The 19,622-nt window shown below is 69.3% G+C and carries 19 protein-coding genes and 1 pseudogene; 19 read left to right on the top strand and 1 reads right to left on the bottom strand.

What is annotated here, in order from left to right; translation table 11 throughout:
* Positions 1-13 precede the first annotated feature (13 nt).
* Positions 14-1,243, bottom strand: coding sequence for a DUF2252 domain-containing protein (locus JHD63_RS12885; RefSeq protein ID WP_198971146.1), 1,230 nt, complete (start codon positions 1,241-1,243; stop codon positions 14-16).
* Between the two features lie 202 nt (positions 1,244-1,445).
* Between JHD63_RS12885 and JHD63_RS12880 the strand changes: the two genes are divergently transcribed.
* The 19 genes and pseudogenes from JHD63_RS12880 to JHD63_RS12790 all read left to right on the top strand — a co-directional run.
* Entirely contained in the window at positions 1,446-3,746 is a 2,301-nt protein-coding gene (locus JHD63_RS12880; RefSeq protein WP_198971145.1) for an NADP-dependent malic enzyme, read from the top strand.
* A 54-nt stretch (positions 3,747-3,800) separates the two neighbouring features.
* A complete protein-coding gene (locus JHD63_RS12875) occupies positions 3,801-6,467 on the top strand; it encodes an MGH1-like glycoside hydrolase domain-containing protein (RefSeq protein WP_198971144.1) in 2,667 nt (888 codons plus the stop codon).
* Between the two features lie 24 nt (positions 6,468-6,491).
* Positions 6,492-7,262 (top strand): SDR family NAD(P)-dependent oxidoreductase, encoded by a 771-nt coding sequence (locus JHD63_RS12870; RefSeq protein ID WP_198971143.1) that lies wholly within the window; start codon positions 6,492-6,494, stop codon positions 7,260-7,262.
* A 178-nt stretch (positions 7,263-7,440) separates the two neighbouring features.
* Positions 7,441-8,481 (top strand): ABC transporter substrate-binding protein, encoded by a 1,041-nt coding sequence (locus JHD63_RS12865; RefSeq protein WP_198971142.1) that lies wholly within the window; start codon positions 7,441-7,443, stop codon positions 8,479-8,481.
* Between the two features lie 122 nt (positions 8,482-8,603).
* Entirely contained in the window at positions 8,604-9,422 is an 819-nt protein-coding gene (locus JHD63_RS12860; RefSeq protein WP_198971141.1) for an ABC transporter ATP-binding protein, read from the top strand.
* Between the two features lie 21 nt (positions 9,423-9,443).
* Complete coding sequence (locus tag JHD63_RS12855; protein WP_198971140.1) at positions 9,444-10,211, top strand: ABC transporter permease; 768 nt, start codon at positions 9,444-9,446, stop codon at positions 10,209-10,211.
* Entirely contained in the window at positions 10,208-10,708 is a 501-nt protein-coding gene (locus JHD63_RS12850) for a nucleoside deaminase (protein ID WP_233168064.1), read from the top strand. Before JHD63_RS12855 ends, JHD63_RS12850 begins: the two co-directional genes overlap by 4 nt.
* Positions 10,709-10,806: 98 nt before the next feature.
* Positions 10,807-11,265 carry a DUF2844 domain-containing protein gene (locus JHD63_RS12845; protein ID WP_198971138.1) on the top strand — a complete coding sequence of 153 codons (459 nt, stop codon included), beginning with the start codon at positions 10,807-10,809 and terminating at the stop codon, positions 11,263-11,265.
* Positions 11,252-12,502: a DUF3443 domain-containing protein gene (locus JHD63_RS12840; RefSeq protein ID WP_198971137.1), complete on the top strand. Its 1,251-nt coding sequence runs from the start codon at positions 11,252-11,254 to the stop codon at positions 12,500-12,502. Before JHD63_RS12845 ends, JHD63_RS12840 begins: the two co-directional genes overlap by 14 nt.
* 55 nt (positions 12,503-12,557) lie before the next feature.
* Complete coding sequence (gene ribD / locus JHD63_RS12835) at positions 12,558-13,685, top strand: bifunctional diaminohydroxyphosphoribosylaminopyrimidine deaminase/5-amino-6-(5-phosphoribosylamino)uracil reductase RibD (RefSeq protein ID WP_198971136.1); 1,128 nt, start codon at positions 12,558-12,560, stop codon at positions 13,683-13,685.
* Positions 13,686-13,729: 44 nt separating this feature from the next.
* The gene (locus JHD63_RS12830; RefSeq protein WP_198971135.1) at positions 13,730-14,371 is read left to right on the top strand and encodes a riboflavin synthase; all 642 of its coding nucleotides are present in this window, start codon (positions 13,730-13,732) and stop codon (positions 14,369-14,371) included.
* A complete protein-coding gene (gene ribBA / locus JHD63_RS12825) occupies positions 14,368-15,486 on the top strand; it encodes a bifunctional 3,4-dihydroxy-2-butanone-4-phosphate synthase/GTP cyclohydrolase II (RefSeq protein WP_198971134.1) in 1,119 nt (372 codons plus the stop codon). Before JHD63_RS12830 ends, ribBA begins: the two co-directional genes overlap by 4 nt.
* Positions 15,487-15,490: 4 nt before the next feature.
* Entirely contained in the window at positions 15,491-15,955 is a 465-nt protein-coding gene (gene ribH, locus JHD63_RS12820; RefSeq protein ID WP_198971133.1) for a 6,7-dimethyl-8-ribityllumazine synthase, read from the top strand.
* Positions 15,952-16,479, top strand: coding sequence for a transcription antitermination factor NusB (gene nusB, locus JHD63_RS12815; protein ID WP_198971132.1), 528 nt, complete (start codon positions 15,952-15,954; stop codon positions 16,477-16,479). The genes ribH and nusB overlap by 4 nt, the downstream gene beginning before the upstream one ends.
* A 10-nt stretch (positions 16,480-16,489) precedes the next feature.
* Positions 16,490-17,674, top strand: a complete 1,185-nt coding sequence (locus tag JHD63_RS12810) for a pyridoxal phosphate-dependent aminotransferase (RefSeq protein WP_198971131.1) — start codon at positions 16,490-16,492, stop codon at positions 17,672-17,674.
* A 12-nt stretch (positions 17,675-17,686) separates the two neighbouring features.
* Positions 17,687-18,106: a tol-pal system-associated acyl-CoA thioesterase gene (ybgC, locus tag JHD63_RS12805; protein ID WP_198971130.1), complete on the top strand. Its 420-nt coding sequence runs from the start codon at positions 17,687-17,689 to the stop codon at positions 18,104-18,106.
* A complete protein-coding gene (gene tolQ / locus JHD63_RS12800; protein WP_198971129.1) occupies positions 18,103-18,801 on the top strand; it encodes a protein TolQ in 699 nt (232 codons plus the stop codon). Before ybgC ends, tolQ begins: the two co-directional genes overlap by 4 nt.
* A 27-nt stretch (positions 18,802-18,828) precedes the next feature.
* Positions 18,829-19,281 carry a biopolymer transporter ExbD gene (locus JHD63_RS12795; protein ID WP_198971128.1) on the top strand — a complete coding sequence of 151 codons (453 nt, stop codon included), beginning with the start codon at positions 18,829-18,831 and terminating at the stop codon, positions 19,279-19,281.
* Positions 19,282-19,348: 67 nt separating this feature from the next.
* Positions 19,349-19,622: pseudogene (locus JHD63_RS12790) on the top strand (cell envelope integrity protein TolA); the annotation flags it as partial.

Here is a 19,622-nt window from a genome sequence, read left to right as displayed (position 1 = left end):
CGCCGACACCGGATCAGCCCTTGTCTTGCTCCAATGGCGGGCCAAACTCCCCATCGTCGTAGGCTGCCGCGAACACTTTCCAATCCAGCTCGGCCTGTGAGGCGCAATGCCGCGCAATCTCCATCAGCTTGGCGCGCCACTTCTGGCGCGAGCCGAAATCGATCAGTTCGTCGGCCATGGCCGAACCGCCACGGCCGCTGCTGCGCAGTTGCGCCCAGGCCAGGCACTGGCCCATGACCGTCGCCACGTTGCGCAGCAGGGCCACGGGGTGGCGGGTGTACGCCAGCGCCACTCGGTCCTCGCTGGGTTGCAGGCCGCGCAGCACGTAGGGACCGCCGCCCATCTGCACCGGGTGCAGGAAGGCCATCGCGATGGCCTGCATGCGGCGCTGGATGGTGACCACGCGCTGCGCTTCGTCGGCCCAGCGGGGCTGCGTGATCGGCACGCGCGGCAGCAGCGACGAGGGCACCGCCTGCTTCAGATCGAGCAGATAGTTGCCGTCCGGCGAGCCCTTGCCGCGCACCAGCACGATGTAGCGGTCCACGCCCAGGCTGCCATTGCCGGCAATGCGGCGCGCAACGTCCAGCACATCGAAGAAGCGCGGCACCGGCTGCCGGGCCGCGAAGTCGCGGAAGAAGGCCATCACCCGTTCGCGCTGCCCGGGCGTGGCCGCCAGCGCCTTGCGCCCGTCGATGCGCATGCGCCGGCGGCGCCCCTGCAGCAGCGTGCGCGTGTCCAGGAATTCGGGCCGCTGGCGCGAGCGCACGGCCTGCAGCAGATCGCTCACCGGCGGCGGGGCGGTCTCGCGCTCGACCCAGCGCGCCTTGCCGTCCGCGAGCGCCTGTGCGTAGGCGTTGAGAAAGACCTCGCACAGCTCCTGCGCCACCGCGTCGGCGCGTGCGCCCAGGCGCATGCCGTGGCGGCCCACCAGAATGCTGGTCAGGCAGCGGACCGGGTCCCAGGTCAGAGGCGCCAGCAGCGCCTCGTCGAAATCGTTGAGGTCGAAGTAGACCTGCCGGTTGTCGCCCTTGTAGCTGCCCACGTTCTCGAGATGCAGGTCGCCGCAGGCCCATGCCACCGGCACCCGCCGCAGCACCGGCTCCAGCGGCAATTGCGCGTAGAACAGATGGCAGGTGGCGCGCAGGAACACGAAAGGATCGCTGCGCATGTTGCGGTACTTCAGCGCCAGCCGCTCGGGCTCGCGCCCGGCGTTGAATTGACGGATCTGCTTGATGACATTCATCGCATGGGCGCTGCGCGCAGGTTGAATCGGGTTGCCGCGAGATGGTACCCCCGCCCGCGTCGCGGACTCCTCGGGCCTGGCAGGCAGGCGCCGCCAATGCTGCACCGCAGCAGCCGCGCGTCCTTGCGAAGGGGTAAGCTTGGCGCCCTTTCGCCTTGTCAACGCTCCATTGCAACCCGCCGCCCCGCGGCCCTTTCTGCACATGTCCCACCCTCTGTCCGCCGCCGAACAAGCCCTCCGAGAAGCCGCCCGCGAGTACCACCGCTCCCCCACCAAGGGCAAGATCTCCGTCACGCCGACCAAGCCGCTGTCCAACCAGCGCGACCTGTCGCTGGCCTACTCGCCGGGCGTTGCCTATCCCTGCCTGGACATCCAGGCCGACCCGCTGGCGGCTTATGAATACACCTCGCGCGGCAACCTGGTCGGCGTGATCACCAACGGCACCGCGGTGCTGGGTCTGGGCGACATCGGCCCGCTGGCCGGCAAGCCGGTGATGGAGGGCAAGGGCTGCCTGTTCAAGAAGTTTGCGGGTGTCGACGTGTTCGACATCGAGCTGGCCGAGCGCGACCCGGACAAGCTGGTCGAGATCATCGCGGCGATGGAGCCCACGCTGGGCGGCATCAACCTCGAAGACATCAAGGCGCCCGAGTGCTTCTACATCGAGCGGCAGCTCAGTGCGCGCATGAACATTCCGGTGTTCCATGACGACCAGCATGGCACGGCCATCATCTCGTCGGCCGCGCTGCTCAACGGCCTGGAACTGGTGGGCAAGCAGATCGGCGACGTAAAGGTGGCCGTCTCCGGCGCCGGTGCCGCGGCCATCGCCTGCGTGGACGTGATGGTGGGCCTGGGCGTGAAGCGCGAGCACATCTTCATGGTCGACTCCAAGGGCGTGATCCACGACGGCCGCACCCACCTCGATGCCTCAAAGCAGCGCTACGCGCAGAAGACCGACGCACGCACCCTGGCCGACGTGGTGAACGGTGCCGACGTGTTCCTGGGCTGCTCCGCGCCCGGCGTGCTCACGGCCGAGATGGTCAAGACCATGGCGCCCAGGCCGATCATCCTGGCACTGGCCAATCCCGAGCCCGAGATCCGCCCCGAACTGGCCAAGGCCGTGCGCCCGGACTGCATCATCGCCACCGGCCGTTCGGACTACCCGAACCAGGTCAACAACGTGCTGTGCTTCCCCTACATCTTCCGTGGCGCGCTCGACTGCGGCGCCACCAAGATCACCGAGGCCATGAAGCTTGCCTGCGTGCGCGAGATCGCTGACCTGGCCAAGGCCGAAACCAGCGATGAGGTGGCCGCCGCCTACCCCGGCAAGGAACTGGTGTTCGGCCCGGACTACCTGATCCCCACGCCCTTCGACGCCCGCCTGATCCTGAGGATTGCGCCGGCGGTCGCCAAGGCCGCCCAGGAATCCGGCGTGGCCACGCGCCCCATCGAGGACCATGCCGCCTACCGCGAGAGCCTGACCCGCTTCGTCTACCAGACCGGCATGTTCATGCGCCCGGTGTTCAATGCCGCCAAGGCGGCGCCGCAGCGCGTGGCCTTCGCCGAGGGCGAGGACGAGCGGGTGCTGCGCGCCGTGCAGGTGGTGATCGACGAGCAGTTGGCCAGGCCCATCCTGATCGGCCGCCCGGCGGTGATCGAGGCCCGGGTGCAGAAGGCCGGCCTGCGCATCAGGCTGGGCCAGAACGCCGAATGCGTGAACCCCGAGGACGACCCGCGCTTCCGCCAATACTGGGAGGCCTACCATGGCGCGATGGGCCGCAACGGCATCACGCCCGAGACCGCCAAGGCGGCCGTGCGCCGCAGCAACACTCTGATCGCAGCGCTGATGGTCAAGCTCGGCGACGCCGACGCCATGCTGTGCGGGCTGGTCGGGCGCTATGACCACCACCTGGACCACGTCCGGCACGTGATAGGTCTGAAGGACGGCGCGCACGAGTTCGCGGCGCTCAACGCGCTGATGCTGCCCGAGCACACGCTGTTCATCACCGACACCTACATCAACGAGGCGCCCGACGCCGAGCAATTGGCCCGCATCGCGCTGGCAGCCGCAGAAGAAGTGCAGCGCTTCGGCCTGCCGCCCAGGGTGGCTTTCCTGTCGCACTCCAACTACGGCACCTCCACCCGCCCCTCCGCGTTGAAGATGCGCGCCGCGCACGAACGCTTCCGGGAGCTGGCGCCGCACATCGAGTCCGACGGCGAACTGCACGGCGACGCGGCGCTCTCGGAAACCGTGCGCGCCAACGCGGGCCTCACCGACAGCGCGCTGACCGGCTCGGCCAACGTGCTGGTGTGCCCCAACCTGGACGCGGCCAACATCCTGTTCAACGTGCTCAAGACCACCAGCGGCCACGGCATGACGATCGGCCCGATCCTGCTGGGCGCCGCGGCGTCGGTGCACATCCTCACGCCCTCCTCCACCGTGCGCCGGATCATCAACATGACCGCGCTGGCAGCCGCCAAGGCCGCCGCGGCCAAGACCGTCTGAGCACGGGGCCCGGTCCTTCTGGTCTTGCCGCCGCGCCAGGCACCTGCCGGCCCCATGCCCGCCCCGCCTGAGCACGACGCACCGCCACGGCCCCCCGGCGGCGCTCCGTGGCTGCTGTGGGGCCCGTACCTGTCGGAGCGGCAATGGGGCACCGTGCGCGAGGACACCAGCGCGGAGGGCAACGCCTGGGCCGCGGTGAGCCACGACATGGCCCGCAGCGTGGCCTACCGCTGGGGCGAAGAGGGCCTGGCCGGCATCAGCGACGACAGGCAACGCCTCTGCCTGGCGCTGGCGCTGTGGAACGGCCAGGACCCATTGCTGAAAGAGCGCCTCTTCGGCCTCACCAACGCCGAAGGCAACCACGGCGAGGACGTCAAGGAGCAATACTGGTACCTGGACAACCTGCCCGACCACCGCTGGATGCGCATGGTCTACCGCTATCCGCAGGCCGCCTTTCCCTATGCCCGGTTGCTGCAGGAGAACGCGCGCCGCACGCGCCAGGACCCCGAATACGAACTGGCCGACACCGGCATCTTTGCGGATGGCCGCTACTTCGACGTGGAGATCGCCTGCGCCAAGGCGGACGAACACGACCTGCTGCTGCGCTATACCGCGCACAACCGCGGCGATGCCGATGCGCCGCTGCACCTGCTGCCCACCCTGTGGTTCCGCGACGATCCGGACCTCGCGGCCGGGCATGCTTTGCCACAGATCAGCGCTTCAGCCGATGGACGTGCGCTGGTGGCAGAGCACCCCACGCTGGGCAGCTACACCTGCCATTTCGAGGGTGGCGGCACGCTGCTGTTCACCGACAACGCCACCAACCCGGCGCGCGCGGCGGCACTGCATGCACAAGGCTGGCCGCCCGCGCCGGCCAGCCGCGGCGGTTTCAAGGACGGCATCAATGACCGCGTGGTGAACGGCCAGTTGCAGGCCGTGCACGCCGAGCCCAGCGGCACCAAGGCTGCGGCCTGGTTCCAGCTGCAGGTGCCCGCAGGCGGCTGCGCCACCGTGCGCCTGCGCCTGTGCCGCACACCGGTCACCGCCCCGTTCGCCGACTTCGACGCCATCATGGCGCAGCGCCAGGCCGACGCCGACGCCTTCTATGCCGCGCGGCAGGACCCTTCCCACAGCGCCCAGCGGCGCGCCCTGCAGCGCCAGGCCTGGGCAGGCCTGCTCTGGAACAAGCAGTTCTACGCCTACGACGTATCGCGCTGGCTCGACGGCGACCCGGGCCGGCCCGCGCCGCCCGGTGCACGCAGGCAGGGCCGCAACGCCACCTGGCGCCACATGCGCGCGCAGGACATCATCCTGATGCCGGACAAATGGGAATACCCCTGGTTCGCCGCCTGGGACCTGGCCTTCCATTGCATCGCCGTGGCGCCGATCGATCCCGCACTGGCCAAGCGCCAGCTCACGCTGCTGCTGCACGACCGCTACATGCACCCGAACGGCCAGTTGCCGGCCTACGAGTGGAACTTCTGCGACGTGAACCCGCCGGTGCAGGCACTGGCCGCCTGGAAGGTCTACCAGACCGATGCCGCCCTCAATGGCCGGCCTGACACCGGCTTCCTGCGCCACATGCTGCACCGGCTCATGCTGAACTTCACCTGGTGGGTCAACCGCGAGGACAGCGGCGGCAACAACATCTTCGAGGGCGGCTTCCTCGGGCTGGACAACGTGGGCGTGTTCGACCGCGGCAAACCCCTGCCCGGCGGCGGCCTGCTCGAGCAGGCCGACGGCACCAGCTGGATGGCGATGTATGCGCTCAACCTGATGCGCATGGCCATGGAACTGGCGCAAGACGACCCGGTGTACGAAGACCTGGCGATCAAGTTCGGCGAACACTTCTTCTACATCGCCGGCGCCATGGCCAACATGGGCAACGTCGAGGGGGCGGGCCTGTGGGACGAGGAAGACGGCTTCTACTATGACCTGCTGAAGATGGCCGACGGCCGTTGCTCCCGCCTGCGCCTGCGCACCATCGCCGGGCTGATTCCGCTCTTCGCGGTCGAGGTGCTGGACGAGGCCCGGCTGCGCAAGCTCGGCCGGCTGCGCCACCATCTGCAGACCTTCCTGGACCGGCGCCCCGACCTGGCGGCCCTGGTGAGCCACTGGCAGGTGGCGAACCCGTCCGCCGGCGTGGCCACCGCCGGCCAAGCGCATGCAGCGGCCACGCGGCCGGCGGCCGGAAGCCTGCACCTGTTCAGCCTGCTGCGCGGCCACCGGATGAAGATGGTGCTGCGGCGCATGCTGGACGAGGGCGAATTTCTGTCGCCGCACGGCATCCGCTCGGTCTCCAAGGCCTATGACGATCACGCCTTCGACTACACGCTGGGCAGCGAGCACTACGCGCTGCACTACACCCCGGCCGAGAGCGACACCGACATGTTCGGCGGCAACAGCAACTGGCGCGGTCCGGTGTGGATGCCGCTCAACTACCTGATCATCGAGTCGCTGCGGCGCTTCCATACCTACTATGGCGACGACTTCCTGGTCGAATGCCCGACCGGCTCGGGCCGGATGCTGACCATCAGCGCGGTGGCCGACTTGCTGCGGGAGCGGCTGCTGTCGCTGTTCCTGCCCGGCCCGGACGCGGGTGCCGCTGCGCAGACGCAGGACGGCATGTGGTGGTTCCACGAATACTTCCACGGCGACACCGGCCAGGGCCTGGGCGCCAGCCACCAGACCGGCTGGACCGCGCTGATCGCCACGCTCTGATCCACAGCACGAAAGGACCTTCCCATGGCACGACTCACCGGCAAGACCGCGCTCGTCACCGGCAGCACGCAGGGCATAGGCGCGGCCTGCGCCCTGCGCCTGGCCGCCGACGGGGCCGACGTGGTACTGAACGGCCGCGACCCGAAACAGCCCCCGCAGGAACTGCTGGACCGGTTCCAGGCCCTGGGCCGCAAGGCGGTCTACCTAGCGGCCGACATCGGCGGCGCCGCCGGCGCTGCGGGCCTGGTGGAACAGGCGGTACAGGCCCTGGGCCGGCTGGACATCCTGGTCAACAACGCCGGGGTCGAGCGGCGCGCGGACTTCTGGGACGTGACCGAAGCCGACTACGACCTGGTGATGGACACCAACGTCAAGGGCATGTTCTTCTGCACCCAGGCCTTCGTGCGGCACCGCAAGGCGGCCGGCCAGCCCGGCGCGGTGGTCAACCTCAGCTCGGTGCACGAGGAGATCGCCTTCCCGCACTTCGCGTCCTATTGCGCCAGCAAGGGCGCCCTGCGCATGCTCACCCGCAACCTGGCCGGCGAGCTGGCGCCGCTGGGCATCCGCATCAACAACGTCGCGCCGGGGGCCATCGCCACGCCCATCAACCAGCGCCTGCTGGAGACACCGTCCCTGCTCGAGCCGCTGCTCGCCAGGATTCCGCTGGGCCGCCTGGGCACGCCTGAAGACGTGGCAGGCCTGGTCGCCTTCCTCGCGAGCGACGAGGCCGCCTACGTGACCGGCAGCACGTACTTCGTGGATGGCGGGCTGACCTACAGCTACTCGGAGCAGTAGCAGCGTCTACGCACAATCCCGGGGCACAAGCGCAGGCGATGCACCACAGAATTGCAAAGCGGCAATCCAGGCGCGCCACAACGGGGAATCCAAGAGGCCGAGCTGGTGCGCGGCCTGCGCAGGCAGGCATCGTTTTTGCTGCGTGTCACTATTCGCAACTCTTCGGGATGGTCACTCCATGCACAAGCGCACCTTCGTCCGCACTGCCCTCACCTCTTTCGCGCTGGCTGCGGCCAGTTGGACCGGCCTGGCCCAGGCGCAGGCCCTGACGCCGGTCAAGTTCCAGCTCGACTGGCGCTTCGAAGGCCCGTCCGCCCTGTTCCTGCTGCCCGTGGCCAAGGGCTACTTCAAGCAGGCCGGGCTCGACGTGACGGTGGACGCGGGCAACGGCTCGGGCGGTACGGTCACGCGCGTGGCTTCGGGCAGCTACGACATCGGCTTTGCCGACCTGGCTTCGCTGATGGAATTCCACGCCAACAACCCGGACGCGCCCAACAAGCCCGTGGCCATCATGATGGTCTACAACAACACGCCGGCCTCGGTCATGGCGCTGAAGAAGTCCGGCATCACCAAGCCGGCCGACCTCACCGGCAAGAAGCTCGGAGCGCCGGTGTTCGACGCCGGGCGCCGCGCCTTCCCCATCTTTGCGCAGGCCAACAAGATCGGCACCGTGCAGTGGACCGCCATGGACCCGCCGCTGCGCGAAACCATGCTGGTGCGCGGCGACATCGACGCGATCACCGGCTTCACCTTCACCTCGCTGCTCAACCTCGAGGCGCGCGGCGTGAACGCGTCGGACGTGGTGGTGCTGCCCTATCCCGACTACGGCGTGAAGCTGTACGGCAACGTGGTCATCGCGTCGCCCAAGTTCCTCAAGGAAAAGCCCGAAGCCGCCAAGGCCTTCCTGGTCGCCCTCGCCAAGGGCACGAAGGACGTGCTGGCCAACCCGGCCGCCGCCATCGAGTACGTGAAGCAGCGCGACGGCATCGTAAACTCCGAACTCGAGACGCGCCGCCTGAAGCTGGCGATCGACACCGTCATCAACAGCCCGGACGCCCGCGCGGAAGGCTTCGGGCAGGTCAACGCCGCCCGCCTCTCGCTGATGGCCTCGCAGGTGTCGGACGCCTTCGGCACCAAGACCCGCGTCAACCCCGAGGCCGTCTGGACAGGCGCCTACCTGCCGCCGGCTGCCGAACTCAACGTGCTGCCGCGCAAGTAAGCACTCCTGCCCGACCGACATGCGGCCGCCGCAGCGCATGGCACTGCCGCCTTACTATCAAAACAATAGCTAGAAGCCTAGGTGCTACCTGGGCTACAGGCACTTTTCATACAAGAATCTGCATGCAAGACCCCGCAGAACCGTACTTCGTCGAATTCCGCGACGTCTGGCTCGCCTACAACGAGGAGCTGCTGCGCGCCAACCACTTCGCGGTGGAAGGCATCGACCTGCAGGTCGGGCGCGGCGAATTCATCGCCATCGTCGGCCCCTCGGGTTGCGGCAAATCCACCTTCATGAAGCTCACCACCGGGCTGCGCATGCCGTCCATGGGCAAGATCCTGATCGAGGGCCAGCCGGTGACCGGCCCGCTGAAGATCTCCGGCATGGCCTTCCAGGCGCCCTCGCTGCTGCCCTGGCGCACCACGGTCGACAACGTGCTGCTGCCGCTGGAGATCGTCGAGCCCTACCGCTCCAGCTTCAAGCACAAGCGCAAGGAGTACGAAGAGCGCGCTCGCCGGCTGCTGCAGAAGGTGGGCCTGGGCGGCTACGAGGACAAGTTCCCCTGGCAGCTCTCCGGCGGCATGCAGCAGCGCGCCTCCATCTGCCGCGCGCTGGTCCACGAGCCCAAGATGCTGCTGCTGGACGAGCCCTTCGGCGCGCTCGACGCCTTCACGCGCGAAGAACTCTGGTGCATCCTGCGCGACCTGCAGGCCGAGCAGCAGTTCAACGTGATCCTGGTCACGCACGACCTGCGCGAATCGGTGTTCCTGGCCGACACGGTCTACGTCATGAGCAAGAGCCCGGGCCGCTTCGTGGTCAAGCGCGGCATCGACTTCGCCCGCCCGCGCCCGCTCGAACTCACCTACACCAAGGAATTCACCGACATCGTGCTGGAACTGCGCAGCCATATCGGCGCCATCCGCTCGCCCGTGACCCAGTAAGACAGCAAGCAGCCCACTCCCATGCGCAACAAGAACCTCGAACGCTGGTCCCCCTGGATCCTGCTGTTCCTCACCATCGTGCTGTGGCAGTTCGTCTGCAGCGCCTTCAACATCTCGGAGTTCATCTTCCCCAGCCCGCTGCGCATCTGGTCGCAGTTCGTGGAGTTCAAGGCCATCATCGCCGGGCATGCCTGGCGCACTTTCTGGGTGACCATGGTGGGCTTTGGCATCGCCATCGTGGTCGGGGTGCTGCTGGGTTTCATCATCGGCAGCTCGCGCCTGGCCTATGCCGCCATGTACCCGCTGATGACCGCCTTCAACGCGCTGCCCAAGGCCGCCTTCGTGCCGATCCTGGTGGTATGGTTCGGCATCGGCGTCGGTCCGGCGGTGCTGACCGCCTTCCTCATCAGCTTCTTTCCGATCATGGTCAACATCGCCACCGGCCTGGCCACGCTGGAGCCCGAACTCGAAGACGTGCTGCGCGTGCTCGGCGCCAGGCGCTGGGACGTGCTGATGAAGGTCGGCCTGCCGCGCTCCATGCCCTACTTCTATGCCTCGCTCAAGGTCGCCATCACGCTGGCCTTCGTCGGCACCACGGTGTCGGAGATGACCGCCGCCAACGAAGGCATCGGCTACCTGCTGATCTCCGCCGGCTCCAGCATGCAGATGGGCCTGGCCTTTGCCGGCCTGCTGGTGGTCGGCGCCATGGCCATGGCCATGTACGAGCTGTTCAGCATCATAGAAAAGCGCACCACGGCATGGGCACACCGGGGGTCTCAAGGCGAATGACGACAGCACTCACCGATGAGCAGATCACGCGCCACCTGCGCCGCGCCAACGGCGTGGCCGAGCGCGCCATGGCCATGGGCCGGCATCCGTTCGGCGCGCTGCTGCTCGCGCCCGACGGCGAGACGGTGCTGGCCGAGCAGGGCAACATCGACACGGTGAACCACGCCGAGTCCACCCTGGCGCGCAGCGCCGCGGCCAACTACCCCGGCGCCTACCTGGCGCAGTGCACCCTGGTCACCACCTTCGAGCCCTGCGCGATGTGTGCCGGCACCATCTACTGGGCCGGCATCGGGCGGGTGCTCTACGGCGCGCAGGAGAGCGCGCTGCTCGCCCTCACCGGCGACCACCCCGAGAACCCGACCCTGGCCCTGCCCTGCCGCGAGGTGTTCGCGCGCGGCCAGCGGCCGGTCGCGGTGATCGGGCCGGTGCCGGAGCTGGAAGAGGCCATGACGGCGCCGCACCGCGGCTTCTGGCAGCGGCTGCGCGGCCGGCTTTGACGTCGCGGTTACCGAATGGACACATGGACATGCAGTGGCACATGCAAGAATCCCGCGGCCGCCGGCCCGGGCCGGCCCGACCTGCGGAGAAACTGCACATGAAGAATGCACGACGGCATCCGGCCGAAGTACTGCTGGCCCTCGCGCTGATGTCCGGCCCGGCGCTGGCCGCCCTGGGCGGCAGCGCCGGCTCGGTCGACGCCGACCGCCAGCAGATGCATGCCTCGGCCCTGCGCAGCAGCACTGGCAGCAGCTACACCGTGCACGAATACACCCTCGATTCCGGCACCGTGGTGCGCGAATACGCGCAGTCCGGCACGGTCTTCGCGGTCAGTTGGGAGGGCCCGGTCCTGCCCAACCTGCAACAGTTGCTGGGCCCGGATCACTTCACCACCTTCACCGCGGCCGCGCGCAGCCGGGGGCGCAGCGGCGGCCCCCTGGTGCTGCAGCAGTCCGGCCTGGTGCTGCGCTCCACCGGGCACATGCGGGCCTTCGCGGGCCAGGCCTATCTTCCCGGCCAACTGCCGCAAGGGGTGAGCATCGATGACATTCGCTGAGTTCCGCCGCCAGGCCGGCCGCCACCTATGGGCCGTGCTCGCCGCCACCTTGCTCGCCACCGGCTGCGGCGGGGGCAGTTCGGGCGGCGGCACCACGACGACCCCACCCGTCTCCGGCAGCGATACCAACGTCGTCGCCATCACGCTCGACAGCGGCCCCGCTGGCGTCAGCAGCCGGTTGGCCAACATTCCCTACGTCAGCGTCACCGTCTGCCCGCCGGGCAGCCGCAGCGGCTGCCAGGTGATCGACCACGTGATCGTGGACACCGGTTCCTACGGCCTGCGCCTGGTGGCGTCCGTGCTCAACAACCTGTCGGCCCTGCCGCTGCAGCAGAACGGCGCCGGCAGCCCCTATGCCGAATGCGCGCAGTTCGTCAGCGGCTACACCTGGGGCTCGGTGCGCACGGCCGACCTGACGGTGGGCGGCCTGACCGCGTCCTCGCTGCCGATACAGGTGATCGCGGACCCGGCCTTCTCATCGGTGCCCAGTTCGTGCTCCAACACCGGCACCAACCAGGGCTCGGTCGCGGCCCTGGGCGGCAACGGCATGCTGGGCGTGGGTCCGTTCCTGCTCGATTGCGGCAACGCCTGCGCCAGCCAGGCCATCGCCGGCACCTACTATGCCTGCACCATCAGCACCTTCTGCTCGTCCTCGGCCATGCCGCTGGCCCAGCAGGTGGCCAACCCGGTGGCGCGCCTGCCCAGCGACAACAACGGCGTGGTGGTGAAGCTGCCCGCCGTGGCCACCGGCGGCGCCAGCGGCGTTACCGGCTCGCTCATCTTCGGCATCGGCACGCGCAGCAACAACGCGCTGGGCTCGGCCACCGTCTATGGCGTGAGCGGCGCCACCGGCAACTTCACCACCGTCTACAACGCGCGCAGCTACTCCCGCGCCTTCCTGGACAGCGGCTCCAACTTCCTGTTCTTCAACGACAGCACGCTGCCCACCTGCGCGGACTCCGCCAGCGGCTTCTACTGCCCGGCCGCCACGCGCTCGCTGACGGCGCAGATCCAGGGCACCAACAACGCCACCGGCACGGTCAACTTCAGCATCTCCAACGCAAGCAGCGCGTTCAACACCAACCCCGGCGCCACGGCGTTCTCCGACATCGGCGCCACCTCGTCCGATGTCAGCACCTTCGACTGGGGGCTGCCCTTCTTCTTCGGGCGCAGCGTGTTCACGGCACTCGAACGGGCGAGCACACCCGGCGGCACGGGGCCGTTCGTGGCGTTCTGACGGGTCGGCGTTGCCTTAAGCTGCGCGCCATGCACATGACGCGTACGGCTCCCCCATGACCCTCGACTCCACCGGCCCGGCTGCGCCCGGGCCCATGCGCCAGGCGCTGGAACTGGCGCGCGGCGCGCTGCTGCGCACCTCGCCCAACCCCCGCGTGGGCTGCGTGCTCACCGATGCGCAGGGCCGCGTGCTGGGCGAAGGCGCCACGCAGCGCGCGGGCGGCCCGCATGCGGAGATCATGGCGCTGCGCGACGCCGCCGCGCGCGGCCATGCGGTGCGCGGCGTGACCGCCCACGTCACGCTGGAGCCCTGCTCCCACCACGGCCGCACCGGCCCGTGCTGCGATGCGCTGATCGAAGCCGGCATCGGCCGCGTGGTGGCCTCGCTCGCGGACCCCAATCCCGCGGTGGCCGGCCAGGGCTTCGAACGGCTGCGGGCGGCGGGTGTGGAGGTGCACGTGGGACCCGGCGCCGACGCATCGCGCGAACTCAACCTCGGCTTCTTCAGCCGCATGGTGCGCAAGACGCCCTGGGTGCGGCTCAAGACCGCCGCTTCGCTGGACGGCAGCACCGCCCTGCCGGACGGGCGCAGCCAGTGGATCACCGGCGCCCCGGCGCGGGCCGACGGCCATGCCTGGCGGGCCCGCGCCTGCGCGGTGCTGACCGGAGTCGGGACGGTGCTCGAAGACGATCCGCAACTGGACGTGCGCCTGATCGAGACGCCGCGCCAGCCGCATCTGGTGATCGTCGACAGCCGCCTGGAGACGCCGCCGCAGGCGCGCCTGTTCGCAGTGCCGCAGCGCGCCGTCTGGATCTACTGCGCGCAGCCGGACGCCGAGCGCCAGGCCGCGCTGCAGGCCCGCGGCGCCACCGTCACCTGCCTGCCCAACCTGCAAGGCAAGGTGGATCTGGCGGCCCTGCTGCGCGACCTGGGCCGGCGCGAGGTCAATGAGCTGCACGTGGAAGCCGGCGCGCGGCTCAATGGCTCCCTGGTGCGCGAAGGCCTGGTGGACGAGCTGCTGGCGTACCTTGCGCCCCGGCTGATCGGCGAGGGCCGGCCCATGGCCAGCTTCGGGCCGCTGGCAGCGCTGGAAGACGCGCCGGCACTGCAATTCCGCTCGGTCGAGCCGGTGGGCGACGACCTGCGCATCCTGGCCCGGGTCACGGGCCGCGGCGATTTCTAGGGCGCCTGCCGGGGAGACGTCCGAATCCCTGCGAAAATATCGGGATGTTCACCGGAATCATCACCGGCGTGGGGCGCATCGCCGCCGTCCACGACCTCGGAAGCTCTTTGCAGCACTATGGCAAGCGCCTGACCGTGGAGGCGCCGCCTGGCTACCTCGACGACGTCGGCCTGGGCGACAGCATTGCCCTCAACGGTGCCTGCATGACCGTCACCGCGCTGGACCTGCCAGCCAGCGCGTTCACCATCGAGATCTCGGCCGAGTCGCTCGACAAGACCGCCGGCCTGGACCGGCCCGGTGCCGTCAACCTCGAGAAGGCGCTGCGCGCGCATGATCGCCTGGGCGGGCACATCGTCTCCGGCCATGTGGACGGCATCGGCCAGGTGCGCCGCTTCGCGCCCGTGGGCGAGAGCTGGGACCTGCAGGTGCTGGCGCCGCCGGCGCTAGCGCGCTACCTGGCCTACAAGGGCTCGATCACCGTCAACGGCGTGAGCCTGACGGTCAACCACGTGGACGACGTGGCCGAGGGCGCAGTGGTCCACATCAACCTGATTCCTCATACGGTGCAGAACACGGCGCTGCATGCGCTGCGCGAAGGCACCGCCGTCAACCTGGAGATCGATACCGTGGCCCGCTATGTCGAGCGCATGCTGTCGGTCGCCGCACTGCCCGCGCACACGCCATGAGTTCCGTTCCACCCGTTTCCATCTCGCCGATCGAGGACATCGTGGCCGACATGCGCGCCGGGCGCATGGTCATCCTGGTCGATGAGGAAGACCGCGAGAACGAAGGCGACGTCGTCATCGCGGCCGACCACATCAGCGCCGAATCGATCAATTTCATGGCCCGCCATGCGCGCGGCCTGATCTGCCTGACGCTGTCGCGCGCGCTGTGCGAGCGGCTGCAGTTGCCGCCCATGGTCGCGCGCAACGGCACCAAGCATGCCACCGCCTTCACCGTGTCGATCGAGGCGGCCGAGGGCGTGACCACCGGCATCTCGGCGGCCGACCGCGCCCGCACCGTGCAGGCGGCCGTGGCGCGCGACGCCAAGGCCAGCGACCTGGTGCAGCCGGGCCACATCTTCCCGCTGCAGGCGGTGGACGGCGGCGTGCTGATGCGCGCAGGCCATACCGAGGCCGGCTGCGACCTGGCCGTGATGGCGGGCTGCAGCGCGGCCTCGGTGATCTGCGAGGTCATGAACGACGACGGCACCATGGCGCGCCTGCCCGACCTGCAGCTCTTCGCGGCGCGGCACGGGCTCAAGATCGGCACCATCGCCGACCTGATCGAACACCGCAGCCGGCACGAATCCCTGGTCGAGAAGCTCGGCACCCGCCCGCTCAGGACCGCCGCCGGCGAATTCACCGCGCATGCGTTCCGCGACAAGCCCAGCCGCGGCCTGCACCTGGCGCTGGTGCGCGGCGCCTGGGCGCCCGAAGACGTGGTGCCGATCCGCGTGCACGAGCCGCTGTCGGTGCTGGACGCGCTCGAGGTCGACCGCAGCATGCACTCCTGGAGCCTGGACGCCAGCCTGCGCCACGTCGCCCAGGAAGGCCGCGGCGTGGTGGTGCTGCTGAACTGCGGCGAAAGCGCGTCCGAGCTGCTAGCCCAGTTCGAGGGCACGGCGCGCGCCGCGCACGCGCCCGAGCGCGGCAGCATGGACCTGCGCACCTACGGCATCGGCGCGCAGATCCTGCGCGAATGCGGGGTGCGCCGCATGAACCTCATGGGCGCGCCGCGCCGCATGCCCAGCATGGCCGGCTATGGCCTGGAACTCGTCAGCTACCTGCAGAAAGACTAAGAACATGTTTGGCGCAAACCAGGGCCGGGGCGAACGGCAGGACGGCAGCAGGCTGTCCATCGGCATCGTGCAGGCCCGCTTCAACGAGCACATCACCAACGCGCTGGCCGAGGCCTGCAAGGCCGAACTGGCCGCGCTCGGCGTGGCCGGGCAGAACATCACCCACGTGCGCGTGCCCGGCGCGCTGGAGGTGGCCCCCGCGCTGCAGGCCATGGCCGCCACCGGACGCTACGACGCGCTGGTGGCGCTGGGCTGCATCATCCGCGGCGAGACCTACCACTTCGAGCTGGTGGCCAACGAATCCGGCGCCGGCGTGACCCGTGTGGCGCTGGACCACCGCGTACCCATCGCCAACGCCATCCTCACCACCGAGAACAACGAGCAGGCGCTGGCCCGGCAGACAGAGAAGGGCCGCGACGCCGCCCAGGTCGCCGTCGAAATGGCGAACCTGCTGGATACCCTTGCATGAGCCCCCACGACGCATCCCCCCCCGCACCGCAGCGCCCGGGGCTGACGGCCAGCGGCGCGCGCAAGGCCTCGGCCAAGTCGGCCCGCAGCCGCTCGCGCGAGTTCGCGCTGCAGGCGCTCTACCAGCATTTGGTGGGCCGCAACGACGCCACCGCCATCGACCACTTCACGCGTGACCTGTCGGGCTTCCACAAGGCCGACGCCGCGCACTACCACACGCTGCTGCACGGCTGCATCGAGCAGGCCGAGGCGCAGGACGCGCTGATCGCCCCGCTGCTGGACCGCAAGCTCGCCGAGGTCTCGCCGATCGAACACGCCGTGATGTGGATCGGCGTGTACGAGTTGCGCCACTGCCCGGACGTGCCCTGGCGCGTGGTGCTCAACGAGTGCATCGAGCTGGCCAAGGAATTCGGCGGCACCGACGGCCACAAGTACGTCAATGGCGTGCTCAATGGCCTGGCGCCGCAATTGCGCAGCGCCGAGGTCGAGGCCGACCGCGCCAAGGCCCGTGCGGCCGTGCGCTGACGGGCCGGCCGTGAAGCTCGCAACCCGGGCCGGGCGCATCGAGCCCTTCTACGTGATGGAGGTGGCCAAGGCTGCCGCCGAGCGCGCCAGAACGACCGGCACCGGCGGCCGGGAGATGGTGTTCCTCAACATCGGCGAGCCGGACTTCACCGCACCGCCCCTGGTGCAGGAAGCCGCCGCCCGCGCGGTGCGCGACGGCATCACCCAGTACACGCCGGCCACCGGGCTGCCGGCGCTGCGGGAGCGCATTTCCGGCTGGTATGCGCAGCGCTTCGGACTGCAGGTGCCGGCGCGGCGCATCGTCGTCACGGCCGGCGCTTCGGCCGCGCTGCAACTGGCCTGCCTGGCGCTGGTGGACGCGGGCGACGAGGTGCTGATGCCCGACCCGAGCTACCCCTGCAACCGCCACTTCGTGAGTGCGGCCGACGGCAGCGCAGTGCTGATTCCGACCACCGCCGCCGAGCGTTACCAGCTCAGCGCCGCCAAGGTCGAGGCGGCCTGGTCGCCGCGCACCTGCGGCGTGCTGCTGGCTTCGCCCTCCAACCCGACCGGCACCTCGATCCATCCCGAGGAGCTGGCGCGCATCCATGCCGTGGTGCAGGCGCGCCAGGGCGTGACGCTGATCGACGAGATCTACCTGGGCCTGAGCCACGACGCCGCCTTCGGCCAGAGCGCGCTGGCGCTGGGCGAGGATGTGGTCAGCATCAACAGCTTCAGCAAGTACTTCTGCATGACCGGCTGGCGCCTGGGCTGGCTGGTGGTGCCCGACGCGCTGGTGCCGGTGATCGAGCGCCTGGCGCAGAACCTGTTCATCTGCCCGAGCACGGTGGCGCAGCACGCGGCACTGGCCTGCTTCGAGGCCGCAAGCATCGCCGAGTACGAACGCCGCCGCGGCGAATTCAAGGCGCGCCGCGACTTCTTCCTGCCCGCGCTGGCCGCGGCCGGCCTGCCGGTGCCGGTCGCGCCCGATGGCGCCTTCTACGCCTGGGCCGACTGCAGCGAGGCCTGCCGGCGCCTGGGCGTGGCCAGCAGTTGGGAACTGGCCTTCGCCCTGATGGACCAGGCCGCGCTGGCGATCACGCCGGGCCGTGATTTCGGCACCGCCGAGACGGCGCAGCGCATCCGCTTCTCCACCGCCAGTTCCATGGCCCATCTGCAGGAGGCCGCAGCGCGGCTCAAGGCACTCCTGGGCTGACCCTGCGCACGCATGCCCTTCACCTTTCCGATCCGCATCTACTGGGAAGACACCGATGCCGGCGGCATCGTCTTCTACGCCAACTACCTGAAGTTCTTCGAGCGCGCGCGCACCGAATGGCTGCGCGCGCTGGGCATCGGCCAGCAGCGCCTGCGCGAGGCCACCGGCGGCATGTTCGTGGTGACCGACACGCGGCTTCGCTACCTGCGCCCGGCCCGGCTGGACGACGAACTCCTTGTAACAGCCGCACTACAGGAAAGCGGGCGTGCCTCGCTCACAATCGCCCAGCAGGCGTGGCGCACGCCCGCCTCCGGCAGCAACGGTGAGCCCGATTTGCTGTGCGAGGGAACCATTCGCATCGGCTGGGTCGAAGCTTGCACGCTGCGGCCGGCCCGCATCCCGTCCTCCATCCTGGAAGTCCTCAAGCCATGAACCCACAACAAGACATGTCCATCCTGCACCTGGTGCTCAATGCCAGCCTGGTGGTGCAACTGGTCATGCTGCTGCTGGCGGGCGTCTCCATTTCCAGCTGGGCCGCCATCTTCCGCAAGCTGTTCGCGCTGCGGCGCGCGCGTTCGCAGAACGACGATTTCGAGCGCGAGTTCTGGTCCGGCACCAGCCTGAACGACCTGTTCGCGGCCGCCGCGGCCAATGCCAAGAACACCGGCCCCATGGAGCGCATCTTCGCCAGCGGCATGCGCGAGTACCAGAAGCTGCGCGAGCGCCGCATCACCGACGGCGGCGCCCTGCTCGACGGCGCGCGCCGCGCCATGCGCGCGAGCTTCCAGCGCGAGATGGACGCCATCGAATCGGGCCTGTCCTTCATGGCCACCGTGGGCTCGGTGTCGCCCTACGTCGGCCTGTTCGGCACCGTGTGGGGCATCATGCACGCCTTCACCGGCCTGTCGGCCATGACCCAGGTCACGCTCAGCACCGTGGCGCCGGGCATCGCCGAGGCCCTGGTCGCCACCGCCATCGGGCTGTTCGCCGCGATTCCGGCCGTGGTCGCCTACAACCGCTTCGCCCGCGACATCGACCGCCTGGCGATCCACCAGGAGACCTTCATCGAGGAGTTCTCCAACATCCTGCAACGCAACCTCGGCGCCCAGTCGGCGTCGGGCCGCTGAGCAGGCACCGCACGGCAGGAGGACACGATGCCCGCCATGGCTTCCCGCGGCCGCGGCCGCCGCACCATCAACGAGATCAACATGGTGCCCTTCATCGACGTGATGCTGGTGCTGCTGATCATCTTCATGGTGACCGCGCCGCTGATCACCCCCAGCACCATCGACCTGCCCAGCATCGGCAAGGCCAACAAGCAGCCCGATCGGGTGATCCAGATCATCGTCGGCAAGGACGAGACGCTGCAGATCAAGACCCCGGACCGCACCGCGCCCACCACGCTGCGCGACGTGGCCAATGCGGTGCGCCAGGCCGAATCCTCCGCCGTCGCCTCCACCGCCGACGGCGCGCCCGGCGCGTCCGGCAGCGCCGTGGTCATCAGCGCCGACCGCAGCGTAAAGTACGAGACGGTGGTGAAGGTCATGGACACGCTGCAGCGCGCCGGCGTGCAGCGCGTCGGCCTGTCCGTGCAACTCGCGCCATGAGGCATGGAGCACTCTGCGCCGTTTCAATGAATCACTGAGTCGGCCGCTTTCTCCCTCTCTGGCCTCCATGCAGCACCACCATCCGTCTGAACGCTACGAATTCGCGCCTCCGCCGCAGCGCGGCTCGCTGCGCGCGCTGATCCTGGCCGTGCTCGCCCACTTGCTGCTGCTGGCCGCGTTGACCTGGGGCGTGCACTGGAAGCAGGAGTCCGACAGCCCGGCGGTCGAGGCCGAACTCTGGTCGGCCGTGCCGCGCCAGGCCGCGCCGCGTGCCGTGGAGCAGCCGACGCCGCCGCCCCCACCGCAGCCGCCCGCGCCGGCCCTGTCTCTTATACACATCT

The sequence above is a fragment of the Xylophilus sp. ASV27 genome (assembly GCF_016428875.1).
Classification (GTDB): Bacteria; Pseudomonadota; Gammaproteobacteria; order Burkholderiales; family Burkholderiaceae_C; genus Xylophilus.
The sequence above is the reverse complement of the archived record's forward strand: the minus strand, read 5'-3'. Positions and strand labels throughout refer to the sequence as shown.

What these genes read in the sequence shown, in the direction of transcription:
- JHD63_RS12885 (WP_198971146.1), bottom strand. Translation starts at nt 1,243, where the DNA reads ATGAATGTCATCAAGCAGATCCGTCAATTCAACGCCGGGCGCGAGCCC.
- JHD63_RS12880 (WP_198971145.1), top strand. Translation starts at nt 1,446, where the DNA reads ATGTCCCACCCTCTGTCCGCCGCCGAACAAGCCCTCCGAGAAGCCGCC.
- JHD63_RS12875 (WP_198971144.1), top strand. Translation starts at nt 3,801, where the DNA reads ATGCCCGCCCCGCCTGAGCACGACGCACCGCCACGGCCCCCCGGCGGC.
- JHD63_RS12870 (WP_198971143.1), top strand. Translation starts at nt 6,492, where the DNA reads ATGGCACGACTCACCGGCAAGACCGCGCTCGTCACCGGCAGCACGCAG.
- JHD63_RS12865 (WP_198971142.1), top strand. Translation starts at nt 7,441, where the DNA reads ATGCACAAGCGCACCTTCGTCCGCACTGCCCTCACCTCTTTCGCGCTG.
- JHD63_RS12860 (WP_198971141.1), top strand. Translation starts at nt 8,604, where the DNA reads ATGCAAGACCCCGCAGAACCGTACTTCGTCGAATTCCGCGACGTCTGG.
- JHD63_RS12855 (WP_198971140.1), top strand. Translation starts at nt 9,444, where the DNA reads ATGCGCAACAAGAACCTCGAACGCTGGTCCCCCTGGATCCTGCTGTTC.
- JHD63_RS12850 (WP_233168064.1), top strand. Translation starts at nt 10,208, where the DNA reads ATGACGACAGCACTCACCGATGAGCAGATCACGCGCCACCTGCGCCGC.
- JHD63_RS12845 (WP_198971138.1), top strand. Translation starts at nt 10,807, where the DNA reads ATGAAGAATGCACGACGGCATCCGGCCGAAGTACTGCTGGCCCTCGCG.
- JHD63_RS12840 (WP_198971137.1), top strand. Translation starts at nt 11,252, where the DNA reads ATGACATTCGCTGAGTTCCGCCGCCAGGCCGGCCGCCACCTATGGGCC.
- ribD (WP_198971136.1), top strand. Translation starts at nt 12,558, where the DNA reads ATGACCCTCGACTCCACCGGCCCGGCTGCGCCCGGGCCCATGCGCCAG.
- JHD63_RS12830 (WP_198971135.1), top strand. Translation starts at nt 13,730, where the DNA reads ATGTTCACCGGAATCATCACCGGCGTGGGGCGCATCGCCGCCGTCCAC.
- ribBA (WP_198971134.1), top strand. Translation starts at nt 14,368, where the DNA reads ATGAGTTCCGTTCCACCCGTTTCCATCTCGCCGATCGAGGACATCGTG.
- ribH (WP_198971133.1), top strand. Translation starts at nt 15,491, where the DNA reads ATGTTTGGCGCAAACCAGGGCCGGGGCGAACGGCAGGACGGCAGCAGG.
- nusB (WP_198971132.1), top strand. Translation starts at nt 15,952, where the DNA reads ATGAGCCCCCACGACGCATCCCCCCCCGCACCGCAGCGCCCGGGGCTG.
- ybgC (WP_198971130.1), top strand. Translation starts at nt 17,687, where the DNA reads ATGCCCTTCACCTTTCCGATCCGCATCTACTGGGAAGACACCGATGCC.
- tolQ (WP_198971129.1), top strand. Translation starts at nt 18,103, where the DNA reads ATGAACCCACAACAAGACATGTCCATCCTGCACCTGGTGCTCAATGCC.
- JHD63_RS12795 (WP_198971128.1), top strand. Translation starts at nt 18,829, where the DNA reads ATGCCCGCCATGGCTTCCCGCGGCCGCGGCCGCCGCACCATCAACGAG.